Source organism: Pseudomonas sp. Irchel s3f10 (assembly GCF_900187515.1).
Classification (GTDB): domain Bacteria; phylum Pseudomonadota; class Gammaproteobacteria; order Pseudomonadales; family Pseudomonadaceae; genus Aquipseudomonas; species Aquipseudomonas tensinigenes.
This window is the reverse complement of record NZ_FYDZ01000002.1, coordinates 403,681-430,656: the sequence shown is the minus strand read 5'-3', so window position 1 is coordinate 430,656 and position 26,976 is coordinate 403,681. Positions and strand designations below refer to the sequence as shown.

The window sequence follows — 26,976 nt, the reverse complement described above, 5'->3', positions numbered from 1 at the left end:
CCCAGCCCTCTCCCAGAGGGAGAGGGGGCCGACGGAGGTGTCTGGCGCTGTACATCGACCTGATCGACCGAGTCGATTATGGATCTTCAAGCCTGACGGTTCCGGATTCGGCAAAGCCCTTTCACGTCGGCGTACCTCCCGAGTATCCCCCAATCAGTCCCCTCTACCTCTGGGAGAGGGTTAGGGTGAGGGCAAAGGCTTTAATGATCCCCACACCCGCCAGACGGGCTGCCGTGACAGCCTGATTACGTTATACTCGCCGGCTTTCAAAAGTTCGCCAACGAGTGCTGCCCGTCATGGAAATCAACCCGATCCTGAACACCATCAAGGACCTGTCCGAGCGCTCCGAAACTATTCGGGGGTATCTTTGACTACGATCAAAAGCATGAGCGTCTGACTGAGGTCAATCGCGAGCTTGAAGATCCGAGCGTCTGGAACAAACCTGAATACGCCCAGGAACTGGGCCGCGAGCGCGCCGCGCTGGCACAGATCGTCGATACCCTCGACGAACTGAACGGCGGTCTGGCCGATTGCCGCGACCTGCTGGACATGGCCGTCGAAGAGAACGACGAAGGCGCAGTGGGCGATGTCGTCGCCGAGCTGGCCCGTCTCGAGGAAAATCTGGCCAAGCTGGAATTCCGCCGCATGTTCAGCCATGAAATGGACCCGAACAACGCCTACCTGGACATCCAGGCCGGTTCCGGCGGCACCGAAGCCCAGGACTGGGCCAACATCCTGCTGCGCATGTACCTGCGCTGGGCGGACAAGCGCGGTTTCGACGCGACCATCATGGAACTGTCGGCCGGTGAAGTCGCCGGTATCAAAGGTGCGACCGTGCACATCAAGGGTGAATACGCCTTTGGCTGGTTGCGTACCGAGATCGGTGTGCACCGTCTGGTGCGCAAGAGCCCGTTCGACTCCGGCAACCGTCGCCACACCTCGTTCTCCGCGGTTTTCGTCTCGCCAGAGATCGACGACAAGGTCGAAATCGAAATCAACCCGGCAGACCTGCGCATCGACACCTATCGTTCCTCCGGTGCCGGTGGTCAGCACGTAAACACCACCGACTCGGCCGTACGTATCACTCACGTACCGACCAACACCGTGGTCAGCTGCCAGAACGAACGTTCCCAGCACGCCAACAAGGACACCGCCATGAAAATGCTGCGGGCCAAGTTGTACGAGCAGGAAATGCAGAAACGCAACGCCGCGTCGCAAGCGCTGGAAGACACCAAGTCCGACATCGGCTGGGGTCACCAGATTCGCTCGTACGTGCTCGATGCGTCGCGGATCAAGGATCTGCGCACCAACATCGAACGCAGCGACTGCGACAAGGTACTCGACGGTGATATCGACGAATACCTGTATGCCAGCCTGAAATCCGGGCTGTAAAAGACGCAATACAGCATCGGCTGCTTCAATCCGATCCCTGTAGGAGCCAGCCCTGCTGGCGATCCCCGGGCTGCAAGGCCCGGGGGCAACGAACCTGATGGAATATCTAAAGACATGAGCGACCAACAACTCGACCCGCAAGCCCTGCAACAGGAAGAAAACTCCCTGATCGCCCTGCGCAAGGAAAAGCTGGCTGCCGAGCGCGCCAAGGGCAACGCCTTCCCGAACGACTTCCGCCGCGAAAACTACTGCGAAGATCTGCAGAAGAAATACGCGGACAAGACCAAGGAAGAGCTGGCAGAGGCTGCAATCCCGGTCAAGGTTGCCGGTCGCATCATGCTCAACCGTGGCTCGTTCATGGTGATCCAGGACATGACCGGTCGCATTCAGGTCTACGTCAACCGCAAGACCCTGTCGGAAGACACCCTGGCCGCGGTGAAAACCTGGGACATGGGCGACATCATTGCCGCCGAAGGCACCCTGGCGCGTTCCGGCAAGGGCGACCTGTACGTTGAAATGACCAGCGTGCGTCTGCTGACCAAATCGCTGCGTCCGCTGCCGGACAAGCACCACGGCCTGACCGACACCGAACAGCGCTACCGTCAGCGCTACGTTGACCTGATCGTCAACGAAGACGTGCGCCAGACTTTCCGCGTACGTTCGCAAGTGATCGCGCACATCCGCAGTTTTCTGATGAAGCGCGACTTCCTTGAAGTCGAAACGCCGATGCTGCAGACCATTCCGGGCGGCGCTGCGGCCAAGCCGTTCGAAACCCACCACAACGCGCTGGACATGGAAATGTTCCTGCGTATCGCGCCAGAGCTGTATCTGAAGCGTCTGGTGGTCGGTGGTTTTGAAAAGGTCTTCGAGATCAACCGCAACTTCCGTAACGAAGGCGTTTCGACGCGTCACAACCCTGAATTCACCATGTTGGAGTTCTACCAGGCGTACGCCGACTACGAAGACAACATGGACCTGACCGAAGAACTGTTCCGTGAACTGGCGCAGCTGGTGCTGGGCAGCACCGACGTGCCGTACGGCGACAAGGTGTTCCACTTCGGCGAGCCGTTTGTACGTCTGTCGGTGTTCGACTCGATCCTCAAGTACAACCCTGAGCTGACCGCCGATGATCTGAACGACATCGACAAGGCCCGCGCCATCGCCAAGAAGGCCGGTGCCAAGGTGCTGGGCTTCGAAGGTCTGGGCAAGCTGCAGGTGATGATTTTCGAAGAGCTGGTCGAGCACAAGCTGGAACAGCCGCACTTCATTACCCAGTACCCGTTTGAAGTGTCGCCGCTGGCCCGTCGCAACGACGACAACCCGAACGTCACCGACCGCTTCGAGCTGTTCATCGGTGGCCGTGAAATCGCCAACGCCTACTCCGAGTTGAACGATGCGGAAGACCAGGCCGAGCGCTTCATGGCGCAGGTGGCCGACAAGGACGCCGGTGACGACGAAGCCATGCACTACGACGCCGACTTCGTTCGCGCGCTGGAGTACGGCATGCCGCCAACGGCCGGTGAAGGCATCGGCATCGATCGTCTGGTGATGTTGTTGACCAACTCGCCGTCGATCCGCGATGTGATCCTGTTCCCGCACATGCGACCGCAAGCGTAAACGTTTCAGTTGAAAAGCCGCCTAAAACAGGCGGCTTTTTATTGCCTGTCTGGTACAAATGTATCAATTGGTTAATTTTGCAATAGCAGAGGAAGTTCTGTCGTGATGGGTGCAATAGCTCAAGAGGGTGCAGCGGGTATCGCCACTGCGGTCGCTGAAAGTGTTCAGTACCAGGGTCGCAAGGCCAGCCGACAGGGCAGTGAGCAGCGTCGACAGGACATTCTCGACGCAGCGATGAGGATTGTCGTGCGTGATGGCGTGCGCGCCGTGCGCCATCGTGCCGTGGCGGCCGAGGCCGGTGTGCCGTTGTCGGCGACCACCTATTACTTCAAAGACATCGATGACCTGCTCACCGATACCTTCGCCCAGTATGTGGAGCGCAGTGCGGCGTACATGGCCAAGTTGTGGATCAACAATGAAGGTCTGCTGCGTGACATGGTCGTCAGTGGTGACGGCAGCCCGGAGTCGCGCTCGCAATTGGCTGACGACATTGCGCGGTTGATGGCCGACTATGTTCACCGGCAATTGCTTAACCGTCGCGAGCACTTGATGGCCGAGCAGGCGTTCCGTCAGGAAGCGCTGCTCAATCCGCGTCTGGCGATTCTGGTGCGCTCGCATCAGCAGATTCTGTTGCAGGGCACTTGCCAGTTGTTTCAGGTATTGGGCTCGCGTGAACCGCAACAGGATGCCAAGGTGTTGACGGCGATTATCGGACGGATGGAATATCAGGGCCTGCTCAACGACGCCGAGCCTTTGGCCGAAGAGGACATGCTCGGCATTCTGACGCGCTACATGCACCTGGTGCTCGCGTCGGTGTAATCCGCTGTTGCTTCACCCTGTGGGAGCGAGCCTGCTCGCGAATGCGGTCTGACATTCAACATCTTTGTTGCCTGACACACCGCTTTCGCGAGCAGGCTCGCTCCCACCGGGTAATGTGGCGATGTTCAGGGCCGTGTGTTCATAGGGAGTATTGAATGAAAGCCTGGCGTGGCGTGCTGATCGCCTTGTCGTTCCTGCTGCTCAGTGGCTGTCTGGTGACCTTCAAGGAACCGCTGGCCACCAGTGACCCGGCGCCCAAGGGCCTGCTCGGCAAATGGTCGAGCACCAATGCCTGGGGCGAGCCGATGAACCTTGAGCTGACGCGGTTGGGCAACGATCGTTACCAGGCCGTCACGTACTTCAAGGCCAAACCCCACGAACGCGAAGCCTATCCGTTCACCGTGTCGCGCCACGGCAACCGCTGGTATCTGTCGGCGAAAGTCCCGGCGCAGTACGGTGGCCACTTCACCATCGCCGGTTTCGAGCTCACCGACAAACACGAACTGGTGGTCTACAACCTCGATCTCGAGCAGATCAATCAAGCGATCAAACAGAAAGCCCTCGACGGTCAGGCCTTCCAGACCGACGATGGCGACGGCGTGCATGTCGACAGCAACCTCGACAAGGTCTTTGCTTACCTCGACGATCCGGCCAATTCCGATGTCTTTGTCGAAGCCGTGCGCTACCAGCGCCAGGCCCGCGCCCAATAATTTACACGTCAGGTTTTCTACAGGAGTTTCGGGTGGACGATTACCAGCAGACGATACGCATGTTGTCCGACCGCATTGTGCTGGCGCAGACGCCGATTCGCGTACTCGACGCGGTCAAGTGGGACGAGAACATCCGTAAGGGCTTCCTCAAGGCCAAAGGCAAGGAAATGCCGGCGGTGGATCGCGACTATTACCTCAATCGGCCGCTGAGTTTCGACTCGAGCAAGGTCAAACTGGAATTCCAGAATATCGAGCGCGACATCACCCGCCAGCTCGGCCAGTTCAACCCGGTCGGGCAGATCATGCGGCGCATGTGCAAGGAATACCGCATGGTGGTGCGCATGCTCGAAGCACGCGGCACCGAGGATTTCGGCCTGATCTCGCAAGAGTTGTACGGGGCTGCGTCCGATGCCTTCCACGCCGGTGACCCGACCCTGGCCGACCTCGGCCTGATGATGTCCGACTATCTGAACAACATTGATGGTCGTGGCGATTTGAAGGACGAGCCGAAAATCCTCACCGCCAAGGACGCCGTGCACCTGCTGCAAACTCGTCTGAACAAGGTCTTTGGTGAGGCTGAGGAAACCATTCGCGTGTTCGAGTCCGACGGCATTGTCGCTGACGCCGCAGCGGGCGCCGATTACATCAAGATCCGCACCGATGCGTTGTTCAATGACCGCGACGTGCGTGCGCTGGAGGTTCACGAAGGCCTGGTGCACGTCGGCACTACGCTCAACGGGCTGAACCAGCCGATCTGCACCTTCCTGTCCAAAGGCCCACCGTCGTCGACGGTGACCCAGGAAGGCCTGGCGATCCTGATGGAAATCATCACCTTCGCCTCCTACCCGAGCCGCCTGCGCAAACTGACCAACCGCACCCGCGCCATCCACATGGTGGAGGAGGGCGCGGACTTCTTGCAGATCTTCGAGTTCTTCCGCGAGCAGGGTTTTGAGATGGCGGAAAGTTACGGCAACGCCAGTCGCGTTTTCCGTGGATCGACGCCGACCGGTCTGCCATTCACCAAAGACTTGTCCTACCTCAAGGGCTTTATCATGGTTTACAACTACATTCAGTTGGCCGTGCGTAAAGGCAAGCTTGAGCAGATTCCGTTGTTGTTCTGCGGCAAGACCACGCTGGAAGACATGCGTACCTTGCGTCAGCTGGTGGATGAAGGATTGGTGGTGCCGCCGAAGTATCTGCCGGACCAGTTCCGCGATTTGAACGCGTTGTCGGCGTGGATGTGCTTCTCCAACTTCCTCAATCACTTGAGCCTGGACCGGATCGAAGCGGATTACTCCAATATCCTCTAGCCCACACACAAACCCCCCTGTAGGAGTGAGCCTGCTCGCGAAAGCGGTGTTTCAATCAACATTAATATCGACTGGAACACCGCTATCGCGAGCAGGCTCACTCCTACACATTTGTTCTGTATTCCAACCCGAATTTCTGCGAGGTTTCACCGGATGAGAATCCTCGGCATCTTCTGCCTGCTCCTGACCCTCGGCGGTTGTAGCTCTTTGTTGTTCTACCCCGAGCCGGGCCAGATCTTCACTCCGGAAAAAGCCAAACTCGAATACCGCACCGTCACGCTGGTTACGGCTGATGGCTTGAAGCTGAATGCCTGGTGGCTGCCGGCCAAACCCGGCGTCGAGGTAAAAGGCACGGTTCTGCATTTGCACGGCAACGGCGGCAACCTGCCGATGCATTTGGGCGGGAGCTGGTGGCTACCGAAAAACGGCTATCAAGTGTTGTTGGTCGACTATCGCGGTTATGGCTTATCCGAGGGCGAGCCGAGTTTGCCGGCGATCTATCAGGACATTGATACCGCTTTTGCGTGGCTGGACAAGGCGCCGGAAGTCAAAGGCAAGCCGCTGATTCTGCTCGGTCAGAGCCTCGGCGGTTCGATGGCCGTGCATTGGCTGGTGCAGCATCCCGAGCGGCAGAAGCAGCTGAAGGCTTTGATACTCGACGGTGTACCCGCCAGCTATCGCAGCGTCGGCCAATACGCGCTGAGCACCGCTTGGCTGACCTGGCCGTTCCAGGTGCCGCTGTCGTGGCTGGTGCCGGACGGTGACAGCGCGATCAACTCGATGCCGCAACTCAACGGCGTGCCGAAGCTGATTTTCCACAGCATCGATGATCCGCTGGTGCCGCTTTCCAACGGCATCCGCCTGTATCAAGCTGCGCCGCCACCGCGCGTGCTGCAACTGACCCGTGGCGGTCATGTGCAGACATTTGGCGACCCGATCTGGCGCCAAGTGATGCTGCGCTACCTCGACGATCCCGAGCATTTCAATGGCCTGCGCCGTCTCGGCGAAATCCCCAATTACCCGACACCCCCGAATTCTGAAGATGAGAGTCCGCAATGACTGAAGAACGTAATGCCATCCCGTTGATCATCACCGGTATCTGCAGCATCCTCGGCACCGTCGGGGCGCTGTGGTACTACGGCTACCTCCACTTCGCCAAACCCGAGGATGCGCTGCTGCTCAATGAATTCACCATGCTCAAGACGGTGCCGGGTGAGGATTACAAAGTCTCTCTAGCCCCCGCGCCACAGGTCGCGCAGTGCATTGATGGGGTGCTGGTGTTGTTCGATACCGAGCAGAAAGGCCTGACCGGCGTGCTGATCAACGCACAGAAAAAAGCCGTGCGCTGCATGGGTGAAGAGACTCCGCAGAAGCTTGAGCAGTGATTCTGCAGGACCAGCCCTCACCCTAACCCTCTCCCAGAGGGAGAGGGGACTGACCGAGGTGTTCTTTCGCTATACGCCGACCTGAAAGATTGCGTCGATTACGGATTCGGCAAAGCACTCCCAGGTCGACGCAGCTATTCAGCATCCCCCAATCGGCTCCCTCTCCCTCGGGAGAGGGCTGGGGTGAGGGGCTGCGATTTCAGCCCCACAAAAAAGCCCAGCCTGACCCATCGTGTCGAACACAAATTCTGAAAGCACCACAAATCGGCTCCCTCTCCCTCGGGAGAGGGCTGGGGTGAGGGGCCGCGATTTCAGCCCCACAAAAAAGCCCCGCCTGATCACTCAGGCGGGGCTTTTGCGTTACAGCAGGGCGCTTAGTTCGAGCTGACCGCCGAACGTGGCATCACTGGCTGGTTGTCGTTGGAAATGGTCACTTCCACACGACGATTCATTGCACGGCCAGACACGCTACCGTTCTCGGCAACCGGGTATTCCTTGCCGTAGCCCTGAGCAACGATGCGCGCTGGATCAACGCCCATTTTCACCAGAGCGGTACGTACGGAATTGGCGCGACGTTCAGACAGAGTCTGGTTGTGGCTCGCAGTACCGGTGCTGTCGGTGTAACCCTCGACGATCACTTTGCGATCCGGGTTTTCCTGGAGGAATTGCGCCAGTTTGTTGATGTTGACCAGGCCGCTGGATTTCAGGTCGGCACGGTCGGTGGCGAACAGCACGTCGCCGAAGGTCACCAGCGTACCGCGATCGGTCTGCTTGGCATTCAGACTGTCCTGCAGCTGTTTGATTTGCTGATCACGCGCATCCAGACGCGCCTGGGCACGTTGGGCAGCGGCGTTCTTCAGGTTGTTTTCCGCAGTGCGCAGGGCGATGGTCTGCTTGGCCACTTCCACGCGCTGGTTGGTCAGGTAGGCCAGTTGGTCAACCTTGGCCGCATCTTGCTTGTCCAGATAAGCCTTGTCGGCCTTGTCCAGGTAATCGCTGGCGTCTTTGGTTTCCAGCGCCGCGACTTTGCTCGCCTGTGGGTTGGCTTGCAGGCCGGCGTAGTTGGTGCGCGCCTGTTCCAGGTTCGGGTTAGGCGGGGTAGAGCAGGCAGCCAGAGCGACGCTTGCGGCCAAAAGAGCTGGGATCATCAGTTGCTTACGCATAATTTTCGTCCTTTCTATCGATAAAAGTTTCAGCGTTGCTATCGGGATGCGCGCTTACTGCACAGTGCGCTGACTTTCCTGACGCAGTTCCTGAACACCTTTCTGGGAATCCTTCACGGCTTGTTCAGCCTTGGCTGCCTGAGCCTTGCGTTCGGCGACGCGAGCGTCCCACTCGGCTTGCTCGGACAGGGTGCGAGCCTCGTCATACTTCTTGTCGTGCATGGCGATTTCGGCTTGCTTCAGCTTGTCCTGCGCTTGCTTCATCTCAACCGCAGCGAACTCGGTACCGCCGGCGCTGACTGCGCTGTTCACGGCCGATTGGGTCACGGCGTATTGCTCGGTCGGTGGGTTACCGGCGCAACCGGCCAGTACGAAGCTGGTGCCGATCGCCAGAGCAGCCAGTTTCAGACCGCGCAGGTGGGTAAACGAGGTTTGGTTTTTCATGGTCTTCAACTCCATTAGGCATCTCCTGAATACATCTGAATCCATCCTGGTCGAGGAGCCGCAAGCGACGTGTGAAAGCGCGTTTTTGAAACGCTCGTTCCAGGCGTGGTTACAGGTTCCGACCGGAGTGATTTTTCAAAAGTTCAGAAAAGATGGCTAATCGCCAAAAAAAACTTTGACCGAATGGACAAGGCTCTAGAGCGGGAACTTTGGCGGCAGAGAGTGGTACGCGCGGGGTTTTAAGACGCCGAAAACACATCGATTTTCAGCTTGAAATACGATCCCTGTAGGAGTGAGCCTGCTCGCGATGGCGTCGTATCAGACAACAAAAATGTCGACTGAAAATCCGCCATCGCGAGCAGGCTCACTCCTACAGTTTGATCTGTGTGGTGTCAGTGTTTTTGCTTGCCGGCAGTGGCCGAGAGGTCATGCAAATGCCGGCGCGACAACGCCAGAAAACGTGGCGTCGGCCCGACATCCTCATACAACGGATCACCTTCCTCATCGGTCGCCACCACCGTCGAACCCTTCACATACGGCAGGCTCGCTTCAAACTCTTCAAGGGCTGCGCCGATCAGTTCGCCGAGCAGCTCTTCGGCATGCCGTTTGGGGTACATCTCGGCAATCGCTGCCAGACGCGCAGCGGCCTCGACGTCCAGATGAATCGTGTAGCCAGTGTCGGTCAGGCGACCCTTGGCGTTTTCTTCCCAATGCTGGGCGAGTTCACGAATTTTCATGATGACCTCATTTCGCGCCTGCTCATGGCAGGCCTGGGTGAGTGTCCGGCAGCGCCGGCGGCAAGCCGTTGTACGGCTTACTGTTGAGACTAGCTTTTGTCAGTAAGGTTTAAAGTCCCTTGGTCGGCTGCTTGTAAGAAGCGTCGTAGAGCGGCACTCTCTAGGTCATGCACTTGTTTCTAAGCCGTCCGGATTACTGCTGGGGAATTGCTGATGACCGATATTGATGCACGCTTGCGCGAAGACGTTCACCTGCTCGGAGAACTGCTGGGCAACACCATTCGAGATCAATACGGCGAGGCCTTCCTCGACAAGATCGAGCAGATCCGCAAGGGCGCCAAGGCCGATCGGCGTGGTTCGATGGACGCTGAACTGAGCGCCAGCCTCAATCAATTGAGCGAAGACGAATTGCTCCCGGTGGCGCGGGCGTTCAACCAGTTTCTCAACCTGGCGAACATCGCCGAGCAGTACCAGTTGATCCATCGCCGCGAAGAGTCGCAGCCGGCGCCGTTCGAATCCCGCGTGTTGCCGGAATTGCTCGCCCGTTTACGCAACGAAGGCCACAGCGCCGAGTCGCTGGCCCGGCAACTGGCGCGACTGGAAATCGAACTGGTGCTGACCGCGCACCCGACCGAAGTCGCGCGACGCACGCTGATTCAGAAGTACGACGCGATCGCCGGACAACTCGCTGCGCAGGATCATCGCGACTTGACCAGCGCCGAACGCGAACAGATTCAGAACACCCTGCAACGGTTGATCGCCGAAGCCTGGCACACCGAAGAAATCCGCCGCACACGACCGACGCCAGTCGACGAAGCCAAGTGGGGTTTCGCGGTGATCGAACATTCGCTGTGGCAAGCGATCCCCAACCATATGCGCAAGGCCGACAAGGCGTTGCATGAAGCGACCGGCCTGCGTCTGCCACTGGAAGCGGCGCCGATTCGCTTCGCGTCATGGATGGGTGGCGACCGTGACGGCAACCCCAACGTCACCGCCGCAGTGACCCGCGAAGTGTTGCTGCTGGCGCGCTGGATGGCCGCCGATTTGTACCTGCGCGATGTCGATCACCTCGCGGCTGAACTGTCGATGCAGCAGGCCAGCGATGCCCTCAAAGCCAAGGCTGGCGACAGCGCCGAACCGTATCGCGCGGTGCTCAAACAACTGCGCGAACGCCTGCGCGCGACGCGCAACTGGGCACACGCTGCGCTGACCGCGCCGACGCCAGCGCCGTCTGATGTGCTGAGCAACAACCGTGATCTGCTCGATCCGCTGGAGCTGTGTTTCAACTCGCTGCACGAATGCGGCATGGGTGTGATTGCTGACGGCCCGTTGCTCGATTGCTTGCGTCGTGCGGTGACGTTTGGCCTGTTCCTTGTACGCCTCGATGTACGCCAGGATTCGTCGCGCCACAGCTCGGCGATGACCGAAATCACCGATTACCTCGGCCTCGGTCGTTATGAAGACTGGGACGAAGAGCAGCGCATCAGCTTCCTGACCCGTGAACTGAGTAATCGCCGACCACTGCTGCCGGCACATTTCAAACCGTCCGCCGACACCGCCGAAGTGCTTAACACCTGCAAGGAAATTGCCGCAGCACCGGGCGCTTCGCTCGGTTCCTACGTGATCTCCATGGCTGGCGCCGCTTCCGATGTGCTCGCCGTGCAACTGCTGCTCAAAGAGTCCGGCGTATTGCGGCCGATGCGTGTGGTGCCGCTGTTTGAAACCCTCGCCGACCTCGACAACGCCGGGCCGGTGATGGAGCGGTTGTTGCTGCTGCCGGGTTACCGCGCACGGCTGCAAGGCCCGCAGGAAGTGATGATCGGCTACTCCGATTCCGCCAAGGACGCTGGCACCACGGCGGCGGCCTGGGCGCAATATCGTGCACAGGAACGCCTGGTGGAGATCTGCCGCGAGCAGCAAGTCGAACTACTCCTGTTCCACGGTCGCGGCGGTACTGTTGGTCGTGGCGGTGGCCCGGCGCACGCGGCGATTCTGTCGCAGCCACCGGGTTCGGTGGCCGGGCGTTTCCGCACCACCGAGCAGGGCGAAATGATTCGATTCAAATTCGGCCTGCCGGACATCGCCGAGCAAAATCTCAACCTGTATCTGGCGGCGGTGCTTGAAGCAACGTTGTTGCCACCACCGCCGCCAACGCCTGAGTGGCGCCATCTGATGGATGAATTGGCGGCTGACGGTGTCAGTGCTTATCGCCAGGTCGTGCGGGAAAATCCGCAATTCGTCGAGTACTTCCGCCAGTCCACGCCGGAGCAGGAACTGGGGCGTTTACCGCTCGGCAGTCGCCCGGCCAAACGTCGCGCGGGCGGTATCGAAAGTCTGCGGGCGATCCCGTGGATATTTGGCTGGACGCAAACGCGGTTGATGCTGCCAGCGTGGCTGGGGTGGGAGTCGGCGCTGAGCAAAGCGCTGGAGCGTGGCGAAGGCGAGTTGCTCGGGCAGATGCGCGAACAGTGGCCGTTCTTCCGCACCCGTATCGACATGCTCGAAATGGTCCTGGCCAAGGCTGACGCGGATATCGCGCTGTCCTACGATCAGCGTCTGGTCGAGCCAGACTTGCTGCCGTTGGGCGCGCAGTTACGCGACCTATTGTCGCAGGCATGCGCCGTGGTGCTCGGCCTGACTGGCCAGTCGCAGCTGCTGGCACATAGCCCTGACACCCTTGAATTCATCCGTCTGCGCAACACCTACCTCGACCCGCTGCATCTATTGCAGGCCGAGTTGCTGGCCCGCTCGCGACAGCAGGATGTCGAGCAGGGCAGCCCGGTGGAACAGGCGTTGCTGGTGTCTGTGGCGGGGATTGCCGCCGGTTTGCGAAATACCGGCTAACGTTTTTGTCGTGGCACGCGGCAACGGCAACAAACGCCGAATGCCGCTTTGCCTGACGGAGAGAAGTGCCGCCAGGCGACAGTTAATGATGGGGTTGCGACTTGGGTTACCGCGTCGCAAGGTCGCAGGGGGCGTCGGTTTCTCCGACTTTTGGCGTCTTGTGTGGGCGCAGCCTGCTGTGTATCTTGATCAGCCTTTGGCCGTTTGTGCGGCCACGACCCGTATTTTCAGGATTCGTCCCAAGCGGCGAATCCTTTGTTTTGTAAAAGCTTTTTATAAAAAAATTGAGGAGCACATCTAATGCGCGTCATTCTGCTGGGAGCTCCCGGGGCCGGTAAAGGTACTCAGGCTAAGTTCATCACCGAAAAATTCGGCATTCCACAAATTTCCACCGGCGACATGCTGCGTGCAGCGGTCAAGGCCGGTACTCCGCTGGGCGTGCAAGCCAAGAGCATCATGGATGCCGGCGGCCTGGTGTCGGATGACCTGATCATCGCACTGGTTCAGGACCGTATCGCTCAGCCAGACTGCGCCAATGGTTTCCTGTTCGACGGCTTCCCGCGCACCATTCCGCAGGCTGAAGCGTTGGTAACTGCCGGCGTCGAGCTGGATGCAGTGGTTGAAATTGCTGTTGAAGACGAAGAAATCGTTCAACGCATCGCCGGCCGTCGTGTTCACGAAGCCAGCGGCCGGGTTTACCACATCGTCTACAACCCGCCGAAAATCGCCGGCAAAGACGACATCACTGGCGAAGAGCTGGTACAGCGCAAGGACGACACCGAAGAAACCGTGCGTCATCGCCTGTCGGTCTACCACTCGCAGACCAAGCCGCTGGTGGAGTTCTATCAGAGCCTGTCCGCCAAAAACGCTGGCAAGCCGAAGTACAGCCACATCCCGGGCGTTGGTTCGGTCGATGCGATCACCGCCAAGGTGCTGGCCGCGCTGAGCTGAAAAGTCTGAACCGCAGCATCATCCACGGCCCGCTTGCGGGCCGTAGTTGTTTATACTGACGCACTTTTTCCCACCCTTGTTTTGGAAACATCGATGAGCACCTTGCTGGCCCTGGACACCGCGACTGAAGCTTGCTCCGTTGCCTTGCTGCATGACGGCAAGGTCACGAGCCATTACGAGGTGATCCCGCGCCTGCACGCGCAGAAGCTGCTGCCGATGATCCAGCAATTGCTGGCCGACGCCGGCACCACGTTGCAAGCGGTCGATGCGATTGCTTTCGGTCGCGGGCCGGGTGCGTTTACCGGTGTGCGGATTGCCATTGGTGTGGTGCAGGGGCTGGCGTTTGCGCTGGATCGTCCGGTGTTGCCGGTGTCCAACCTTGCGGTGCTGGCGCAGCGCGCGTTGCGTGAGCACGGTGTGAGCCAGGTCGCGGCGGCCATTGATGCGCGCATGGATGAAGTGTATTGGGGCTGCTACCGCGAGACAGCGGGGGAGATGCGTCTGGTCGGTGCCGAAGCGGTGTTGCCACCGGAAGTCGCAGCGCTGCCGGCGGATGCCAGTGGCGACTGGTTCGGTGCTGGCACCGGTTGGGGTTATGGCGAGCGCATTGCGGTCAATCTGAGCGGCTCGGATGCGGGCATGTTGCCCCACGCCGAAGACCTGCTGACGCTGGCGCGTTTTGCCTGGGAACGCGGCGAGTCGATCCCGGCGGATGACGCGCAACCGGTTTACCTGCGCGATAAAGTCGCCACCCCCAAGGCTCGTTGAGCCTTTAAAAAGATCGCAGCCTTCGGCAGCTCCTACAAGGATCGCATTCCAAATGTAGGAGCTGCCGAAGGCTGCGATCTTTTGATCTTCTGAAGCCAATCGTCAGTTTCTAACCCCTCGTTTTAAACCTTTTGCGCTTTATGTGTTCTAGTTATCACTCGGCGGTTTGCTAAGTCGGTCAAGTGCCGCTAAATTGCCATCATTGATACCGAGCATGAATTTATGCGTATAGACGGCCTTTCCTCTCAGTCCTACCCCATCAAGCGCAAGCCTCGCAAAGGCCATGTGACTGTGGATGAGTCCGTCGACGATATCGACGGTGAGATCGAATTTCCGACTGAAGAGCAACTGACTGCCCGTGCTGCCGCCAAAGCTGCCGCGCAACGCCTGAGCAATCTGCCCGCCCGCCAACAAGACATGATCTACCACCGTGCGATGAAAAAAAGCGTAGCGATGGCCTTGGCCAGCTACCTGAGCACCGCCGGTTTTGTCGATTGGGATGCAGACGTGCTGGGCCTCGATCTGTACATCTGATGGATCTGCCTTACTACCTCGGTTGCCCGTCCTGGAGCGAAAATGCCTGGCGCGAGTATCTGTATCCGGTAGACGCCAAAACCGCCGATTTCCTCGGCCTCTATTCGCAAGTGTTCAACGCCGTCGAGGGCAACACGACCTTCTACGCAAGTCCTTCGCCCGCCACGGTGCAGCGTTGGGCTGAGGTGATGCCCGAGCACTTTCGCTTCACCGCCAAATTTCCTGGCGACATCAGCCACAGCGGTGATCTGCGCGAGCAACTGACCGCCGCCGAAACCTTCCTGCAATTACTCAAACCGCTCGGTGAGCGCGTCTCGCCAATGTGGCTGCAATTGTCGAAAAGCTTTACGCCGCATCGGCTGCCGGAACTGGCGGCATTCATCGATGCGCTGGATTGCCCGCTGGCGGTGGAAGTGCGCCATGAACAGTTCTTCGCCAAGGGCGAAAGCGAACGCTTGCTCAATCGCCTGTTGCTGGATCGTGGCGTTGAACGCATCTGTCTCGACCCGCGTGCGCTGTTCAGTTGCCTGTCGACCGAATCCTCGGTGATCCACGCGCAATCGAAAAAGCCGCGCGTGCCGACACGCCCGGCGGCATTTACGCAATTTCCGCAAGTGCGCTTCATCGGTCATCCCGAGCTTGAGGCCAACGACACGTTCCTGGTGCCGTGGGTGGCGAAAATCGCCGAGTGGATCGAAGAGGGCCGCACGCCGTATATCTTCCTGCACACCGCCGACAACCTGTTGGCGGCAAAACTGGCGCAACGTTTTCACGCACAACTGATGCAACGTTTGCCTGGCCTGCCGGCCCTGCCTGAGCTATACAGAGAACCCGCCGCGGAGCAACTTGGCCTGCTCTGAGGCGGATTTTTTCCTGCCCTGGAGCCTGCCGATGGATGCCCAAGCCCTTAAAGCACACGCCTTCAAAGCCCTGCATGAACGTCCGGGGATTTTCGTCATTCCCAATCCGTGGGATGCCGGTTCGGCGAAAATGCTCGCCAGCCTCGGCTATCAGGCCTTGGCAACCACCAGCGCCGGTTATGCGTTTTCCCAGGGCAAGGCTGACGGTGCCTTGAGCCTTGATGAGACCTTGGCCAATGTCCGCGCTATCGTCGCCGCGACGGATCTGCCGGTGGCGGTGGATCTGGAAAACGGTTTTTCCGATGATCCAGCCGAGGCCGCGAAAAGCCTGATTCGCGCAGCCGAGGCGGGTGCGGTCGGTGGCTCAATCGAAGACGCCACGGGCCGTGCAGACGCGCCGATCTATTGCTTTGAACACGCCGTGGCACGTATCGAAGCTGCGGTCGCCGCGGTGCGCACGCTGCCATTCCCGTTCATCCTGACTGCCCGCGCGGAAAACTATCTGCACGGCAATCCCGACATCAACGACACCATCCGCCGCTTGCAGGCCTTCGCCGAAGCGGGCGCCGACGTGTTGTACGCGCCAGGTTTGCGCAACGCCGAAGAAGTGCTGGCGGTGGTGCGCGCGGTGGCGCCGAAACCAGTCAACGTGCTGATGTCTGGCGGCTTGAAACTGACCGTGCAGGAACTGCAGGACATGGGTGTGCGGCGGATAAGCACCGGTTCGGCCTTGGCGTTGGCAGCGTTCGGCGAGTTCTTCCGCGCCGCTGAAGAGATCCAGCAATCGGGCACATTCGGCTTTACCTCGCAGTCGATGCCGTACGCCAAAGCCAATCAGTTTTTCAAAGGCTGAACATGGGGCGGTGGATATTCTGGCTGGTGCTGCTGCTGATTGGCGGCGCTGCGGTCAGTGTCTGGCGCGGTTGGCTTGAAGTCCCACCGCAGTGGAATCCGTGGGCACCGCTGGACGTGAAAGCCGCCCCCAATTGGCTGACCGGCTACAAGCTGATGCGTTTGCGCAGCGATCCTGAACTCTGCACCCAGGCGTTGAGCAGCTCGGATCTTCGTGTCACGCGGCAATCCGACAGCCCCGACGCCAAGTGTCCGCTGATCGGCGCCATGCGTGTACAGGGCGGTGAGGTGGCGTTGAGCAGTAGCTTCCTCGCCAGTTGCCCGTTGGCGGTGGCTTACGCGATGTTTGAACACCACACGCTGCAACCCACCGCGCAGTCTGTTTACGGGCAAAAGGTCGCGCGTGTCGATCACCTCGGCAGCTTCGCCTGTCGCAATGTCTACAACCGCGAAAGCGGCGCGCTCAGCCGTCATGCCAGTGCTGATGCGCTGGACATCGCCGGGTTTCGTCTGGCCGATGGCCGCACGGTCAGCGTGCTCAAGGACTGGCCGAAGCAAAATCAGGACGCGCAGTTTCTGCGTCAGCTGCGCGATGGCGCCTGCGAGGCGTTCAGTGTGGTGTTGAGTCCGGATTACAACGCCGCCCATCGCAATCACTTTCATGTCGATGTCGGGCGCTGGAGCGTGTGTCGCTGAGGTTTAAGCGGCGAGGCGCAGGTTCTGCAGAACGATCGGGCGTGCCCAGCCATTATCGAAGTCCAGTGCCTTTTGTTGCTCGACGATTTCTTCCGGCGGGAATGGCGGATAAGGCTTTTGCAGCAGATCCAGGTCGAACTCGGCAATCGGCAGGTACAGCGGTTTCTTCTGCGGGGCCGGGCCAGGCTCTGGAACAGGCTGACCATTGTTGATCACAACCGGACGCACCCAACTGCTGTCGAAATCCTGTTGCTCTTGCTGAGCTTTCAGTTCTTCTGGCGGGAATGGCGGGAATGGTTTGTCCAGCAAGTCCATTTCGAATTCGGCGATCGGCAGGAACAGCGGCTCCGGCGGACGCACTTCGGTCTCGACCACATCGCACTCGCGCTGGCTGACGATGTGCGCGTGCAGCTCGCTGCCGATGGTCGGTTCTTCCGGGCTGCTCAGGTCAACTGGCGGAAACGTGCCGCAGGCAGGGACCACTTCACTCGTCTGTTCGGCCATCGCCTGGGCAAAGAAATCCTGCCACAGGTGACTGACGCCGCTCAGTGCTTGAGTGTTGTGACGGCTAAAGTCGCCATGGGGCGAGATGTAGCCAATCGATGTGGGAAGAATGCCTGACATTTTTTTCGGTTGACGCTCAGCTCTGGCAAAATGCGCGTTGAATGAGTTATCGGCGGTTTTTGCCGCTCCTTGAATTTTTGAGCGTGTTTTCCATGATCGAGCAACCCGCGGCCTGCCGCATCCATGTTGAAGCCCTCGGCGCGACGTTTGAAGCGCAAGCGCAGCAGTGGGCCGAGCGCCTGGGCCTGCCGCTTGAAGTGGCGGACGGCGAGTTTGCCTTGCAGGTCGGCGAGCAGGGTTTGCAACTGCAACAGCTCGGCGCGGATGCCCCGGGACCGGTGCGCGTCGACTTTGTTGAGGGTGGCGCTGCGCATCGTCGCTTATACGGTGGCGGCAGCGGGCAGATGATCGCCAAAGCGGTCGGCATCGCCCAAGGTGTGCGTCCGCGGGTGCTGGATGCCACGGCGGGGCTGGGCAAGGATGCGTTTGTGCTGGCCAGCCTCGGTTGCGAAATGAGCCTGATCGAGCGCCAGCCATTGATTGGTGCGCTGCTGGAGGACGGTCTGGCGCGCGCGGCGGAAGATTTCGACGTGGCCCCGATCGTGGCGCGGATGAAATTGCTCAAGGGCAACTCCATCGAGGTCATGCAGAACTGGGAAGGCGAGCCGCCGCAGGTGATCTACCTCGATCCGATGTTTCCCCATCGCGAGAAAACTGCGCTGGTGAAGAAGGAAATGCGCTTGTTCCGGCCGTTGGTGGGCGATGATCCGGACGCGCCGGCGCTGTTGCAGGCTGCTTTGGCATTAGCGACGCACCGGGTGGTGGTCAAGCGGCCGCGCAAGGCGCCGTGCATTGAGGGGCCGAAGCCGAGTCATGCGCTGGATGGCAAATCGAGCCGGTATGACATCTACCCGAAGAAAGCGCTAAAACCCTAAGACCGAGTCGCTGCTATTCGCGAGCAGGCTCGCTCCCACCTTGGAATGCATTTCAACTGTGGGAGCGAGCCTGCTCGCGAAGGCGTCCGTCCAAGCGACGCAAGGCTGTCAGGGGCGATAGGCACGCATAAACAACGCTACAACTTCCTGCACATGGCTTTCCGCTGCCTCTTCAGTCAACGGCTCCCCACAGCCATACAACAAACGAAAATTCCCCGCACCTTTGATCAGGCAGAAGAAATGTTCGGCGGCATTGCGCGGCAGATCGATGCTTAGCGCGCCTGTCTCGTGGATGCGCGTCAACAGCCGCTCCATGCCCTGCACCATGCGCTGCGGGCCGGCCTCGAAGAAGATCAGCGACAGCTTCGGGTCCTGACTGCCGAGTGCCATGATCAAACGGTGCAGATTCACCGATTCATCACTGTTGATCAGGTGATGAAAGCCTCGCGCAATGTTCAGCAATACATTTTCCACGGCAATGCCTTCGGGCAATTCGAAGAACAATGGCGGTAATTGCTCCTCGCATTTGGCCACCACGGCAGCGGAGAACAGCGTCTCCTTGTCGTTGAAATGGCTGTAGACCGTCAGCTTCGACACGCCCGCTTCGCTGGCGACCGCGTCCATGCTGGTGTTGGCATAGCCATGACTCAGAAACAGAATTTTCGCCGCGTCGAGGATGGCCTGGCGCTTGGCCAGATCCTTGGGGCGGCCCGGACCGTTTGGAGCTGAAAGATTGTTCGACATTCTTCGCTTTTAATACTGGACTGGTGAGTTTGCTATTAATAACATACCCGCCAGTATAATTATTCCAAGCACCATTAGCGAAAGGTCCGTCACCATGTTCCGCCATGCGTTGTCCCTCGCGTTGCCAGTGAGTCTGGCGTTCCTTTTGTCAGCGTGTGGTCAGGAAGAGGCGACGCAAGTCACCGTGCGACCGGCCATGGTGGTGCAGCCAGAGCCTTCGGCGCAGGCGATGGAAAGTTATCCGGGCGAGGTGCGCGCCCGCTACGAACCTGATCTGGCATTCCGCATCGGCGGCAAAGTCAGCCGACGACTGGTCGATGAAGGTCAGCGCGTGAAGGCTGATCAGCCACTCGCTGAACTCGATCCGCAGGACGTGCGCCTGCAACTGGAAGCCACCCGCGCCCAGGTGGCTGCCGCCGAAGCCAATCTCAATCTGGTCCGTGCCGAGCGCGATCGCTACAAGACCCTGATGGATCGGCAGATGGTCAGCCGCTCGGCCTACGACAACGCCGAAAACCTTTATCGCTCCGGTGAAGCCCGCCTTAAACAAATCAAAGCCGAATTCAACGTATCGACCAATCAGGCCAGTTACGCCGTGTTGCGTGCGCCGCAGGATGGCGTGGTGGCCAAGCGTTCGGTCGAGGTCGGGCAGGTCGTCGCCGCCGGGCAAACCGTGTTTACCCTCGCCACCGATGGCGAACGCGAAGTGCTGATCAGCCTGCCGGAGCAGAGCTTCGGGCGCTTCAAGGTTGGCCAGCCTGTGACCGTCGAACTGTGGACCCAACAGAACCAGCGCTTCGCCGGACAGATCCGCGAACTGTCGCCCGCCGCCGATCCACGCTCACGCACCTTTGCTGCACGTATTTCCTTCACCAGCGGCAAAGTCCCGGCCGAACTGGGCCAGAGTGCCCGGGTGTTTGTGCAATCGGCTGACAGCGTTTCCCTGTCGGTGCCGCTCTCGGCACTCACCGCCGAAAACGGCGCGACCTACGTCTGGGTCGTCAACGGCAACAACACCTTGAAGAAAACCCCGGTGCGCATCGGCCCGTTCGGCGAAAAAAGCGTGCCGGTGCTCGAAGGCTTGAACGCCAGCGACTGGGTGGTGGCTGCTGGCGTGCATGTGTTGCTCGAAGGTCAGCAGGTGCGTCCGGTGGATCGTTCCAACCGTGTGGTCAATCTGGCGGACAAGGAGTAAGCCCCGATGCGCTTCAACCTTTCCGAATGGGCGCTGCGTAATCGCCAGATCGTACTGTTCCTGATGCTTTTGCTGGCGATCGTCGGTGCGTTGTCCTACACCAAACTCGGCCAGAGTGAAGACCCGCCGTTCACGTTCAAAGCCATGGTGATTCAGACCCGTTGGCCGGGTGCGACCGCGCAGGAAGTCTCGCGTCAGGTCACCGAACGCATTGAAAAGAAACTCATGGAAACCGGCGAATACGAGCGCATCGTGTCGTTCTCGCGCCCCGGTGAATCGCAAGTCACGTTCATTGCCCGTGACTCGATGCACTCCAAGGAAATCCCCGACCTCTGGTATCAGGTGCGCAAGAAGGTCAGTGATATTCGCCAGACCTTGCCGCCGGATATTCAGGGGCCGTTTTTCAACGATGAGTTCGGCACCACGTTCGGCAATATCTATGCGCTGACCGGCGACGGTTTCGATTACGCGGTGCTCAAGGATTACGCCGACCGTATCCAGATCCAGCTGCAACGGGTCAAGGATGTTGGCAAGGTCGACCTGCTTGGTTTGCAGGATGAGAAAATCTGGGTCGAGCTGTCCAACGTCAAACTGGCAACGCTCGGCTTGCCGCTGGCGGCGGTGCAACAAGCGCTGCAAGAGCAGAACGCGGTGTCGACCGCCGGGTTCTTTGAAACCGGTAGCGAGCGCTTGCAACTACGGGTCTCGGGGAATTTTCAGACGGTCGAGGAGATAAAAAACTTCCCGATCCGCGTCGGTGATCGTACGTTCCGCATCTCCGATGTCGCCGATGTGCGTCGCGGGTTCAACGATCCACCGGCGCCGCGCATGCGCTTCATGGGCGAAGATGCAATTGGTCTGGCGGTAGCGATGAAGGATGGCGGCGACATTCTGGTGCTGGGTAAAGCGCTGGAAGGCGAGTTCTCGCGCATCCAGAAAAACCTTCCGGCCGGTATGCAATTGCGCAAGGTTTCCGATCAGCCGGCGGCGGTGAAAACCGGGGTCGGCGAGTTCGTTCAGGTACTGGTCGAAGCGCTGGCGATTGTCTTGCTGGTGAGCTTCTTCTCCCTCGGCGTGCGCACCGGCATGGTGGTGGCGCTGACCATTCCGCTGGTGCTGGCGATGACTTTCGCCTGCATGTATTACCTCGGCATCGGCCTGCACAAGATCTCCCTTGGCGCGTTGGTGCTGGCGCTGGGCTTGCTGGTGGACGATGCGATCATTGCTGTGGAAATGATGGCGATCAAAATGGAGCAGGGCTTCGACCGTATTCGTGCGGCGAGTTATGCCTGGACCAGCACCGCGTTCCCGATGCTCACCGGTACGTTGATCACCGCCGCAGGCTTCCTGCCGATTGCCACGGCGCAATCCGGCACTGGCGAATACACTCGTTCAATTTTCCAGGTGGTGACCATCGCGTTGCTGGCCTCGTGGGTGGCGGCGGTGGTGTTCGTGCCGTATCTGGGGGAAAAACTTCTGCCGGATCTGGCGAAAATTCATGCGGCCAAACACGGTACCGCCGATGGTCAGGCTGATCCGTATGGCACGCCGTTCTATCAGCGTGTTCGGCGCTTGGTGGAGTGGTGCGTGGCGCATCGCAAGACCGTGATCGTGCTGACAGTCGGGCTGTTTATTGCTTCGGTGATGTTGTTCCGCTTCGTCCCGCAGCAGTTTTTCCCGGCCTCGAATCGACTGGAGTTGATGGTCGATCTGAAGCTCGCTGAAGGTGCGTCGTTGGCCAATACCACTGGCGAGGTCAAACGGCTGGAGGCGATGCTCAAGGATCACGCCGGCATCGACAATTACGTGGCTTACGTTGGCACCGGTTCGCCGCGTTTCTATCTGCCGCTGGATCAACAATTGCCGGCAGCCAGCTTCGCCCAGTTTGTGGTGTTGGCGAAGAACATCGAGGAGCGTGAGGCGTTGCGCAGTTGGTTGATCGAAACGCTTAACGAGCAATTTCCGACATTGCGTTCGCGGGTTACACGTTTGGAAAACGGCCCGCCGGTTGGCTATCCGGTGCAGTTCCGCGTCACCGGTGAACACATCGAAGAAGTCCGCGCGTTGGCGCGCAAGGTGGCGGCCAAGGTTCGCGAGAATCCGCATGTGGTCAATGTGCATCTGGATTGGGAAGAGCCCAGCAAAGTGGTGTACCTGAATATCGATCAGGATCGTGCCCGGGCGTTGGGTGTGAGCACGGCCAATCTGGCGAAATTTCTGCAGAGTTCGTTGACCGGGTCGAGTGTCAGTCAGTATCGCGAAGACAACGAGTTGATCGAGATTCTGTTGCGCGGCACGGTGCATGAGCGCACTGAATTGTCGTTGTTGCCGAGTCTGGCGGTGCCGACGGACAACGGCCGCAGTGTGGCGTTGTCGCAGATTGCCACGCTGGAATACGGCTTTGAGGAGGGGATTATCTGGCACCGCAATCGCCTGCCGAACGTGACCGTGCGTGCGGATATTTATGGCAAGGAGCAGCCGGCGACGCTGGTGAAGCAGATCATGCCGACGCTGGATTCTATTCGTGCCGAGTTGCCGGATGGTTATCTGTTGGATGTCGGTGGCACGGTGGAGGATTCCGAGCGTGGGCAGAAGTCGGTGAATGCCGGGGTGCCGATGTTTATTGTCGTGGTGCTGACGCTGTTGATGGTGCAGTTGCGCAGTTTTTCGCGCACGGCGATGGTGTTTTTGACGGCGCCGTTGGGGTTGATCGGGGTGGTGCTGTTTTTGATGGTGTTCCGCCAGCCGTTCGGGTTTGTGGCGATGTTGGGGACGATTGCGTTGTCGGGGATGATCATGCGCAATTCGGTGATTCTGGTGGATCAGATTGAGCAGGATATTGCTTCGGGGCTTAAGCCTTGGCAGGCGATTATCGAGGCTACGGTTCGACGCTTCAGGCCGATTGTGTTGACGGCGTTGGCGGCGGTGCTGGCGATGATTCCGTTGTCGCGGAGTGTGTTTTTTGGGCCGATGGCGGTGGCGATCATGGGTGGGTTGATTGTTGCGACTGCGCTGACGTTGTTGTTTTTGCCGGCGTTGTATGCGGCTTGGTTCCGGGTGCGTAGGGACGCTTGATTGTGTTGTGACGTGGCGGCCTTCGGGCCGACCATGTTCTTGGGGTTTGGGTGGATATCCGTTTCTGCGGGTGCTGCGGCTGGCGGTTTCGCTCTTACAGCGAGTCCCTTTGGCAAACGCCCCAAAGGAACCAAAGGTCTGTGCCCTGACGTTCGGCCCGCTCGCTGGGGCTCGGGGTTCCTTCGCTCCGGGATCGATCCGGGGGCATCGCCTACGGTTTGCTTCGCTGCACCTCCTCTCGATGTGTTCGACTTCGTCGAACGGTCGCTGCGCTCCCACCCCCGGATCAATCCCTCCACTCAGCCTGCCGACGGGCTCTAAGATCAAAAGCTGCAGCCGAGCTAACGCTCATCCTGTTGAGTGGTGAGGAGCGGGTGGTAGGCATGGCTTTGCTTTGCTCTTCTGTGGGAGCGAGCCTGCTCGCGAAGGCGGCCTGATAGCCGACCTGTGTTTTGCAGATGTACGCAATCCAACTGTAGGAGCGAGCTTGCTCGCGAAGGCGGCCTGACAGCCGACCTATTTTTTTTTTTAGATGTACGCAATCCAACTGTAGGAGCGAGCCTGCTCGCGAAGGCGGCCTGACAGCCGACCTGTTTTTTGCAGCTGTACGCAATCCAAATGTAGGAGTGAGCCTGCTCGCGATGACGCCCTAAAAGCCACCCAGTCTCTAACTGCTGCATGCGATCCAAATGGTGGGAGCGAGCCTGCTCGCGAAGGCGGCCTGGTAGCCGACCAGTCTCTAGCTGACTATCCATAACCCGCTCTGTCTCCGCCACTTCCTACATCTTTTTCAGAAACCTCCGATATTGAGCCTTGGTGCCTCGGATGCTGTACTCCAGCCTCTGCTTCCCTACGCATTCTGAGTTCACCTGATGAAAAAGCCGCCAGCATTGAAAGGCAGAACCGACCCCGTTTTCGACTTGTTGGTGCGCCCGCCCCACAAGCATCGTCTGGCGGACTATCTTGCGCTGCTCAAGCCGCTCGATGATCAAGGTCGTTATCTGCCATTTGAAGCGTTGCGTTATCGCTGGGCGCAAGGGCTGGATGCCAAGCTCTGTTGGGCCTTGGTCAAGAAGGCACGGGCTGCCCAGCACATTAACCTTCTGCCACTGGGCGAGCCTGTGCAGTGGGGCAAGTATCTGTTGACGCCGTTGGCACAGAAAACCATCTCCATCGTGGATCGACAGGCCAGTACTGCGGCGCTGGAATATATGACCAGCCAAATCGGCGAGCGGGCGCATTTCAGTTATCTGCTTAACGATTTGATCGAAGATGAAGCCATCGCCAGCAGTCAGCTGGAAGGCGCTGCGACGACTATGCGTGTGGCCAAGGACATGCTCAAGCAGCAGCGCCAGCCCCGCACTCCGGATGAACGCATGGTGATGGGGAATTACCGGATGATGAATTTCGCCTGGGAGAGGCGTTACGAACCCATGAGCGTGGAGTTGATTGCGGCGATTCATCGGGTGGGGGTCGAGGGTATCGATGACGAGCAGTATTCCCCCGGGGTGTTCAGGATCAATGACGAAGTGGTCGTTCAGGACGGGGCGGGCAACACGGTGCACCGGCCGCCACCTGCAGCAGGATTGGTGTCGCGGTTGGAGCGACTGTCGCACTGGATCAACCTGCCCGAAGGCTCACCGCAAGAGACGAGCTACCTGCATCCACTGATCAAGGCGATCACGCTGCATTTTGCCTTGGGCTACGAACATCCCTTCCGCGACGGTAACGGGCGGGTCGCCAGGGCGTTGTTTTACTGGTTCATGTTCAAGAACGAGTTTGCGGCGTTTCGCTACATAGCGATCAGTTTGTTACTGCGTAATGCACCGGTGAAATATGGACGTTCATACCTGCATACCGAGGCGGATGAGTTGGATCTGACGTACTTCATCGAATTCCAGTGTTCGGTGATCCAGCGAGCGGTGCTCGGGTTTACTGATGTTTACCGCAAGAGCGTGGGGTGCACCGAAGAGTTCGAGCGCAGGCTGAAGAATTGCGGCTTCTTTGATCAACTCACGGAAAAACAACGCGCGTTGTACGAGGTGGCCAAAAATGGAGTGGCGAAGGAGTTCACCGCGAGCAATGTGGCTGAGAATTTTGCTTGCTCGTATAGCGAGGCGGCGTCGGCACTAGACGGATTAGACGAGTTACGGGTTTTTGAACGGAGGAAGATGGGGCGGGAGTGGGTGTTCTTTTTACGTAATCCTGTAGGTGGATGGAAGCACGGGAGCGAATTCCTTCGCCCCCATGTTGTGACAGCTTAAAGCGTGCCGAACACCTTCTTCGCCAGACTGGTCGCCGCAGCGGCCGGGTTCTGGCGGATAGTTTCTTCCTGTTTGCCGATCATCTCGAACAGGCCATTCAGCGCTTGCTCGGTGACGTAGTTTTCAACGTTGGCGCTCTTCGCGTCTACCACACCAAACGTCGCGGCCTGGCCGGCGAAGGCGTTGTACTTCTGCGCTACGCCAACCTTGTCGGTCGCTTGCTTGACGATTGGCAGGAACTTGGCGCGGATCTGTTCGCGGCTGGATTTGTCGAGGTATTGCGTGGCCGAATCCTTGCCGCCGCTGAGGATGCCTTTGGCGTCTTCCACGCTCATTTTCTTCACGGCGTCGACGAGGATTGGCTGGGCCTGGGTCACCGCGGATTCGGCAGCCTTGTTCATGGCGGTTTCCAGTTCTTCAACCTGAGCGCCCATGCCGAAGGCTTTCATTTTGGTCGCGGCTTTGCCGAGTTTGCCCGGCAGTTCGATCTTCACGTCCGGGTTGTTGCTGAAGCCGCCGGGGGTGCCCAGTTGTTTGACGGCAATTTGGGCGCCCTGGGTCAGGGCATCCTTGAGGCCGCCGGTGGCGTCTTTTTGTGACAGGTCACTGAGCGACAGGGCCAGCGCGCTGGCGGAGATCATCAGGCCTGCGCACAGGCCAGCGAAGCGAAGGGTAGGGCGGAGCATGGCGGCTTCCTTGAGGCAGAAAATGAATTAACGAACGGCGTCGACGCGGATTTTCAGCGGCTGCGGGTCGTTGCCGTCGAGTTGCACGGCGTGGTTTTCGGTGGTGATGAACATCAGTTCGCCGTTGACTTCAATGCGCGCGCTGACCGAGTAACGATGGCCGGGTTTGACCTGCGTCGGATCGTAGCTCAAGTGGAAGGGCAGCGGCACCTGGCCTTTGACCGGGCCTTTCTGCTCGTCCAGCACCACGGCTGGCGCATCGGCCAGCGAAACGTCCTGCAGGCTGACGCTGAGGGTCGCGCTCGGAGGCAGGGCGATGCGCTGCAGGTAGAACACTTCACCGTCGAGGCCGACCTTGCCGGCGGGACTGGTCGATTGGCAGGCGCTCAACAGCGTAGCGGCGGCGAGCAGAGTCAGTTTTTTCATGGTGT

The 26,976-nt window shown here is 59.3% G+C and carries 25 protein-coding genes; 18 read left to right on the top strand and 7 right to left on the bottom strand.

Translation table 11 applies throughout. The annotated features are described in order from the left end of the window. The first annotated feature begins 296 nt into the window (after nucleotides 1-296). From prfB to CKW17_RS07135, 7 genes are all read left to right on the top strand, one after another. Nucleotides 297-1,392 (top strand): peptide chain release factor 2 gene (prfB, locus tag CKW17_RS07165; RefSeq protein WP_102900567.1). Its coding sequence is split into 2 segments (ribosomal slippage): nucleotides 297-368 and nucleotides 370-1,392, totalling 1,095 coding nucleotides; the frame shifts between segments, so codons are not numbered across the junction. A 114-nt stretch (nucleotides 1,393-1,506) separates the two neighbouring features. Beyond that, entirely contained in the window at nucleotides 1,507-3,009 is a 1,503-nt protein-coding gene (gene lysS / locus CKW17_RS07160; RefSeq protein ID WP_007908910.1) for a lysine--tRNA ligase, read from the top strand. A 105-nt stretch (nucleotides 3,010-3,114) separates the two neighbouring features. Further along, nucleotides 3,115-3,828, top strand: coding sequence for a TetR/AcrR family transcriptional regulator (locus CKW17_RS07155; protein ID WP_095119323.1), 714 nt, complete (start codon nucleotides 3,115-3,117; stop codon nucleotides 3,826-3,828). A gap of 155 nt (nucleotides 3,829-3,983) precedes the next feature. Further along, the gene (locus CKW17_RS07150; RefSeq protein ID WP_095119322.1) at nucleotides 3,984-4,538 is read left to right on the top strand and encodes a hypothetical protein; all 555 of its coding nucleotides are present in this window, start codon (nucleotides 3,984-3,986) and stop codon (nucleotides 4,536-4,538) included. A gap of 59 nt (nucleotides 4,539-4,597) precedes the next feature. Then, nucleotides 4,598-5,848: a flavohemoglobin expression-modulating QEGLA motif protein gene (locus CKW17_RS07145; RefSeq protein WP_176470053.1), complete on the top strand. Its 1,251-nt coding sequence runs from the start codon at nucleotides 4,598-4,600 to the stop codon at nucleotides 5,846-5,848. A 153-nt stretch (nucleotides 5,849-6,001) separates the two neighbouring features. Then, nucleotides 6,002-6,907: an alpha/beta hydrolase gene (locus CKW17_RS07140; RefSeq protein WP_095119320.1), complete on the top strand. Its 906-nt coding sequence runs from the start codon at nucleotides 6,002-6,004 to the stop codon at nucleotides 6,905-6,907. Further along, nucleotides 6,904-7,233, top strand: a complete 330-nt coding sequence (locus CKW17_RS07135) for a hypothetical protein (RefSeq protein WP_095119319.1) — start codon at nucleotides 6,904-6,906, stop codon at nucleotides 7,231-7,233. Before CKW17_RS07140 ends, CKW17_RS07135 begins: the two co-directional genes overlap by 4 nt. A 374-nt stretch (nucleotides 7,234-7,607) precedes the next feature. Here the strand turns inward: CKW17_RS07135 and CKW17_RS07130 are convergent, their stop codons facing one another. From CKW17_RS07130 to CKW17_RS07120, 3 genes are all read right to left on the bottom strand, one after another. Continuing rightward, nucleotides 7,608-8,396 (bottom strand): OmpA family protein, encoded by a 789-nt coding sequence (locus CKW17_RS07130; protein ID WP_095119318.1) that lies wholly within the window; start codon nucleotides 8,394-8,396, stop codon nucleotides 7,608-7,610. A gap of 54 nt (nucleotides 8,397-8,450) precedes the next feature. Continuing rightward, a complete protein-coding gene (locus tag CKW17_RS07125) occupies nucleotides 8,451-8,855 on the bottom strand; it encodes a DUF4398 domain-containing protein (protein WP_034154861.1) in 405 nt (134 codons plus the stop codon). Nucleotides 8,856-9,232: 377 nt separating this feature from the next. Further along, on the bottom strand, nucleotides 9,233-9,577 hold the full coding sequence (locus CKW17_RS07120) for a hypothetical protein (RefSeq protein ID WP_038357825.1): 345 nt from the start codon (nucleotides 9,575-9,577) through the stop codon (nucleotides 9,233-9,235). A 213-nt stretch (nucleotides 9,578-9,790) separates the two neighbouring features. Between CKW17_RS07120 and ppc the strand changes: the two genes are divergently transcribed. The 7 genes from ppc (at nucleotide 9,791) to CKW17_RS07080 (ending at nucleotide 17,082) form a co-directional block, all read left to right on the top strand. Then, nucleotides 9,791-12,421 carry a phosphoenolpyruvate carboxylase gene (gene ppc / locus CKW17_RS07115; RefSeq protein ID WP_095119317.1) on the top strand — a complete coding sequence of 877 codons (2,631 nt, stop codon included), beginning with the start codon at nucleotides 9,791-9,793 and terminating at the stop codon, nucleotides 12,419-12,421. A 300-nt stretch (nucleotides 12,422-12,721) separates the two neighbouring features. Then, nucleotides 12,722-13,372 carry an adenylate kinase gene (gene adk, locus CKW17_RS07105; protein ID WP_008078383.1) on the top strand — a complete coding sequence of 217 codons (651 nt, stop codon included), beginning with the start codon at nucleotides 12,722-12,724 and terminating at the stop codon, nucleotides 13,370-13,372. A 93-nt stretch (nucleotides 13,373-13,465) separates the two neighbouring features. Continuing rightward, nucleotides 13,466-14,140: a tRNA (adenosine(37)-N6)-threonylcarbamoyltransferase complex dimerization subunit type 1 TsaB gene (tsaB, locus tag CKW17_RS07100; protein WP_038357838.1), complete on the top strand. Its 675-nt coding sequence runs from the start codon at nucleotides 13,466-13,468 to the stop codon at nucleotides 14,138-14,140. Between the two features lie 222 nt (nucleotides 14,141-14,362). Next, nucleotides 14,363-14,674, top strand: coding sequence for a hypothetical protein (locus CKW17_RS07095; RefSeq protein ID WP_095119316.1), 312 nt, complete (start codon nucleotides 14,363-14,365; stop codon nucleotides 14,672-14,674). Continuing rightward, nucleotides 14,674-15,534 (top strand): DUF72 domain-containing protein, encoded by an 861-nt coding sequence (locus CKW17_RS07090; protein WP_095119315.1) that lies wholly within the window; start codon nucleotides 14,674-14,676, stop codon nucleotides 15,532-15,534. The genes CKW17_RS07095 and CKW17_RS07090 overlap by 1 nt, the downstream gene beginning before the upstream one ends. Before the next feature lie 31 nt (nucleotides 15,535-15,565). Continuing rightward, entirely contained in the window at nucleotides 15,566-16,387 is an 822-nt protein-coding gene (locus CKW17_RS07085) for an oxaloacetate decarboxylase (RefSeq protein WP_095119314.1), read from the top strand. 2 nt (nucleotides 16,388-16,389) lie between these two features. Next, nucleotides 16,390-17,082 (top strand): extensin family protein, encoded by a 693-nt coding sequence (locus CKW17_RS07080; protein ID WP_095119313.1) that lies wholly within the window; start codon nucleotides 16,390-16,392, stop codon nucleotides 17,080-17,082. Nucleotides 17,083-17,085: 3 nt separating this feature from the next. Here the strand turns inward: CKW17_RS07080 and CKW17_RS07075 are convergent, their stop codons facing one another. Further along, a complete protein-coding gene (locus CKW17_RS07075; RefSeq protein WP_007908883.1) occupies nucleotides 17,086-17,706 on the bottom strand; it encodes a hypothetical protein in 621 nt (206 codons plus the stop codon). A gap of 92 nt (nucleotides 17,707-17,798) precedes the next feature. Here CKW17_RS07075 and CKW17_RS07070 point away from each other — a divergent pair, with 92 nt between their 5' ends. Further along, nucleotides 17,799-18,581 (top strand): class I SAM-dependent methyltransferase, encoded by a 783-nt coding sequence (locus tag CKW17_RS07070; protein ID WP_095119599.1) that lies wholly within the window; start codon nucleotides 17,799-17,801, stop codon nucleotides 18,579-18,581. Between the two features lie 108 nt (nucleotides 18,582-18,689). Here CKW17_RS07070 and CKW17_RS07065 read toward each other — a convergent pair whose 3' ends face one another. Then, nucleotides 18,690-19,325 carry a TetR/AcrR family transcriptional regulator gene (locus tag CKW17_RS07065; protein ID WP_095119312.1) on the bottom strand — a complete coding sequence of 212 codons (636 nt, stop codon included), beginning with the start codon at nucleotides 19,323-19,325 and terminating at the stop codon, nucleotides 18,690-18,692. A 94-nt stretch (nucleotides 19,326-19,419) separates the two neighbouring features. Here CKW17_RS07065 and CKW17_RS07060 point away from each other — a divergent pair, with 94 nt between their 5' ends. From CKW17_RS07060 to CKW17_RS07045, 3 genes are all read left to right on the top strand, one after another. After that, a complete protein-coding gene (locus CKW17_RS07060; protein WP_095119311.1) occupies nucleotides 19,420-20,520 on the top strand; it encodes an efflux RND transporter periplasmic adaptor subunit in 1,101 nt (366 codons plus the stop codon). A 6-nt stretch (nucleotides 20,521-20,526) separates the two neighbouring features. After that, nucleotides 20,527-23,595: an efflux RND transporter permease subunit gene (locus CKW17_RS07055; protein ID WP_095119310.1), complete on the top strand. Its 3,069-nt coding sequence runs from the start codon at nucleotides 20,527-20,529 to the stop codon at nucleotides 23,593-23,595. A gap of 872 nt (nucleotides 23,596-24,467) precedes the next feature. Further along, a complete protein-coding gene (locus CKW17_RS07045) occupies nucleotides 24,468-25,859 on the top strand; it encodes a Fic family protein (protein WP_095119308.1) in 1,392 nt (463 codons plus the stop codon). Here CKW17_RS07045 and CKW17_RS07040 read toward each other — a convergent pair. Together CKW17_RS07040 and CKW17_RS07035 are read right to left on the bottom strand one after the other, a co-directional pair. After that, nucleotides 25,856-26,545 (bottom strand): DUF4197 domain-containing protein, encoded by a 690-nt coding sequence (locus CKW17_RS07040; RefSeq protein WP_095119307.1) that lies wholly within the window; start codon nucleotides 26,543-26,545, stop codon nucleotides 25,856-25,858. The two genes, CKW17_RS07045 and CKW17_RS07040, sit on opposite strands and share 4 nt — an antisense overlap. A 27-nt stretch (nucleotides 26,546-26,572) precedes the next feature. Next, on the bottom strand, nucleotides 26,573-26,971 hold the full coding sequence (locus CKW17_RS07035) for a YbaY family lipoprotein (RefSeq protein WP_095119306.1): 399 nt from the start codon (nucleotides 26,969-26,971) through the stop codon (nucleotides 26,573-26,575). Nucleotides 26,972-26,976 lie beyond the last annotated feature (5 nt).

Excerpts from the sequence above, each read along its gene's own strand:
- CKW17_RS07070 (WP_095119599.1), top strand. The coding sequence starts at position 17,799 with ATGATCGAGCAACCCGCGGCCTGCCGCATCCATGTTGAAGCCCTCGGC.
- CKW17_RS07120 (WP_038357825.1), bottom strand. The coding sequence starts at position 9,577 with ATGAAAATTCGTGAACTCGCCCAGCATTGGGAAGAAAACGCCAAGGGT.
- CKW17_RS07045 (WP_095119308.1), top strand. The coding sequence starts at position 24,468 with ATGAAAAAGCCGCCAGCATTGAAAGGCAGAACCGACCCCGTTTTCGAC.
- CKW17_RS07095 (WP_095119316.1), top strand. The coding sequence starts at position 14,363 with ATGCGTATAGACGGCCTTTCCTCTCAGTCCTACCCCATCAAGCGCAAG.
- CKW17_RS07090 (WP_095119315.1), top strand. The coding sequence starts at position 14,674 with ATGGATCTGCCTTACTACCTCGGTTGCCCGTCCTGGAGCGAAAATGCC.
- tsaB (WP_038357838.1), top strand. The coding sequence starts at position 13,466 with ATGAGCACCTTGCTGGCCCTGGACACCGCGACTGAAGCTTGCTCCGTT.
- CKW17_RS07135 (WP_095119319.1), top strand. The coding sequence starts at position 6,904 with ATGACTGAAGAACGTAATGCCATCCCGTTGATCATCACCGGTATCTGC.
- CKW17_RS07155 (WP_095119323.1), top strand. The coding sequence starts at position 3,115 with ATGGGTGCAATAGCTCAAGAGGGTGCAGCGGGTATCGCCACTGCGGTC.
- CKW17_RS07075 (WP_007908883.1), bottom strand. The coding sequence starts at position 17,706 with ATGTCAGGCATTCTTCCCACATCGATTGGCTACATCTCGCCCCATGGC.
- lysS (WP_007908910.1), top strand. The coding sequence starts at position 1,507 with ATGAGCGACCAACAACTCGACCCGCAAGCCCTGCAACAGGAAGAAAAC.
- CKW17_RS07035 (WP_095119306.1), bottom strand. The coding sequence starts at position 26,971 with ATGAAAAAACTGACTCTGCTCGCCGCCGCTACGCTGTTGAGCGCCTGC.
- CKW17_RS07065 (WP_095119312.1), bottom strand. The coding sequence starts at position 19,325 with ATGTCGAACAATCTTTCAGCTCCAAACGGTCCGGGCCGCCCCAAGGAT.
- CKW17_RS07125 (WP_034154861.1), bottom strand. The coding sequence starts at position 8,855 with ATGGAGTTGAAGACCATGAAAAACCAAACCTCGTTTACCCACCTGCGC.
- CKW17_RS07060 (WP_095119311.1), top strand. The coding sequence starts at position 19,420 with ATGTTCCGCCATGCGTTGTCCCTCGCGTTGCCAGTGAGTCTGGCGTTC.
- adk (WP_008078383.1), top strand. The coding sequence starts at position 12,722 with ATGCGCGTCATTCTGCTGGGAGCTCCCGGGGCCGGTAAAGGTACTCAG.
- CKW17_RS07085 (WP_095119314.1), top strand. The coding sequence starts at position 15,566 with ATGGATGCCCAAGCCCTTAAAGCACACGCCTTCAAAGCCCTGCATGAA.
- CKW17_RS07040 (WP_095119307.1), bottom strand. The coding sequence starts at position 26,545 with ATGCTCCGCCCTACCCTTCGCTTCGCTGGCCTGTGCGCAGGCCTGATG.
- CKW17_RS07130 (WP_095119318.1), bottom strand. The coding sequence starts at position 8,396 with ATGCGTAAGCAACTGATGATCCCAGCTCTTTTGGCCGCAAGCGTCGCT.
- CKW17_RS07080 (WP_095119313.1), top strand. The coding sequence starts at position 16,390 with ATGGGGCGGTGGATATTCTGGCTGGTGCTGCTGCTGATTGGCGGCGCT.
- CKW17_RS07145 (WP_176470053.1), top strand. The coding sequence starts at position 4,598 with ATGTTGTCCGACCGCATTGTGCTGGCGCAGACGCCGATTCGCGTACTC.
- CKW17_RS07055 (WP_095119310.1), top strand. The coding sequence starts at position 20,527 with ATGCGCTTCAACCTTTCCGAATGGGCGCTGCGTAATCGCCAGATCGTA.
- CKW17_RS07140 (WP_095119320.1), top strand. The coding sequence starts at position 6,002 with ATGAGAATCCTCGGCATCTTCTGCCTGCTCCTGACCCTCGGCGGTTGT.
- ppc (WP_095119317.1), top strand. The coding sequence starts at position 9,791 with ATGACCGATATTGATGCACGCTTGCGCGAAGACGTTCACCTGCTCGGA.
- CKW17_RS07150 (WP_095119322.1), top strand. The coding sequence starts at position 3,984 with ATGAAAGCCTGGCGTGGCGTGCTGATCGCCTTGTCGTTCCTGCTGCTC.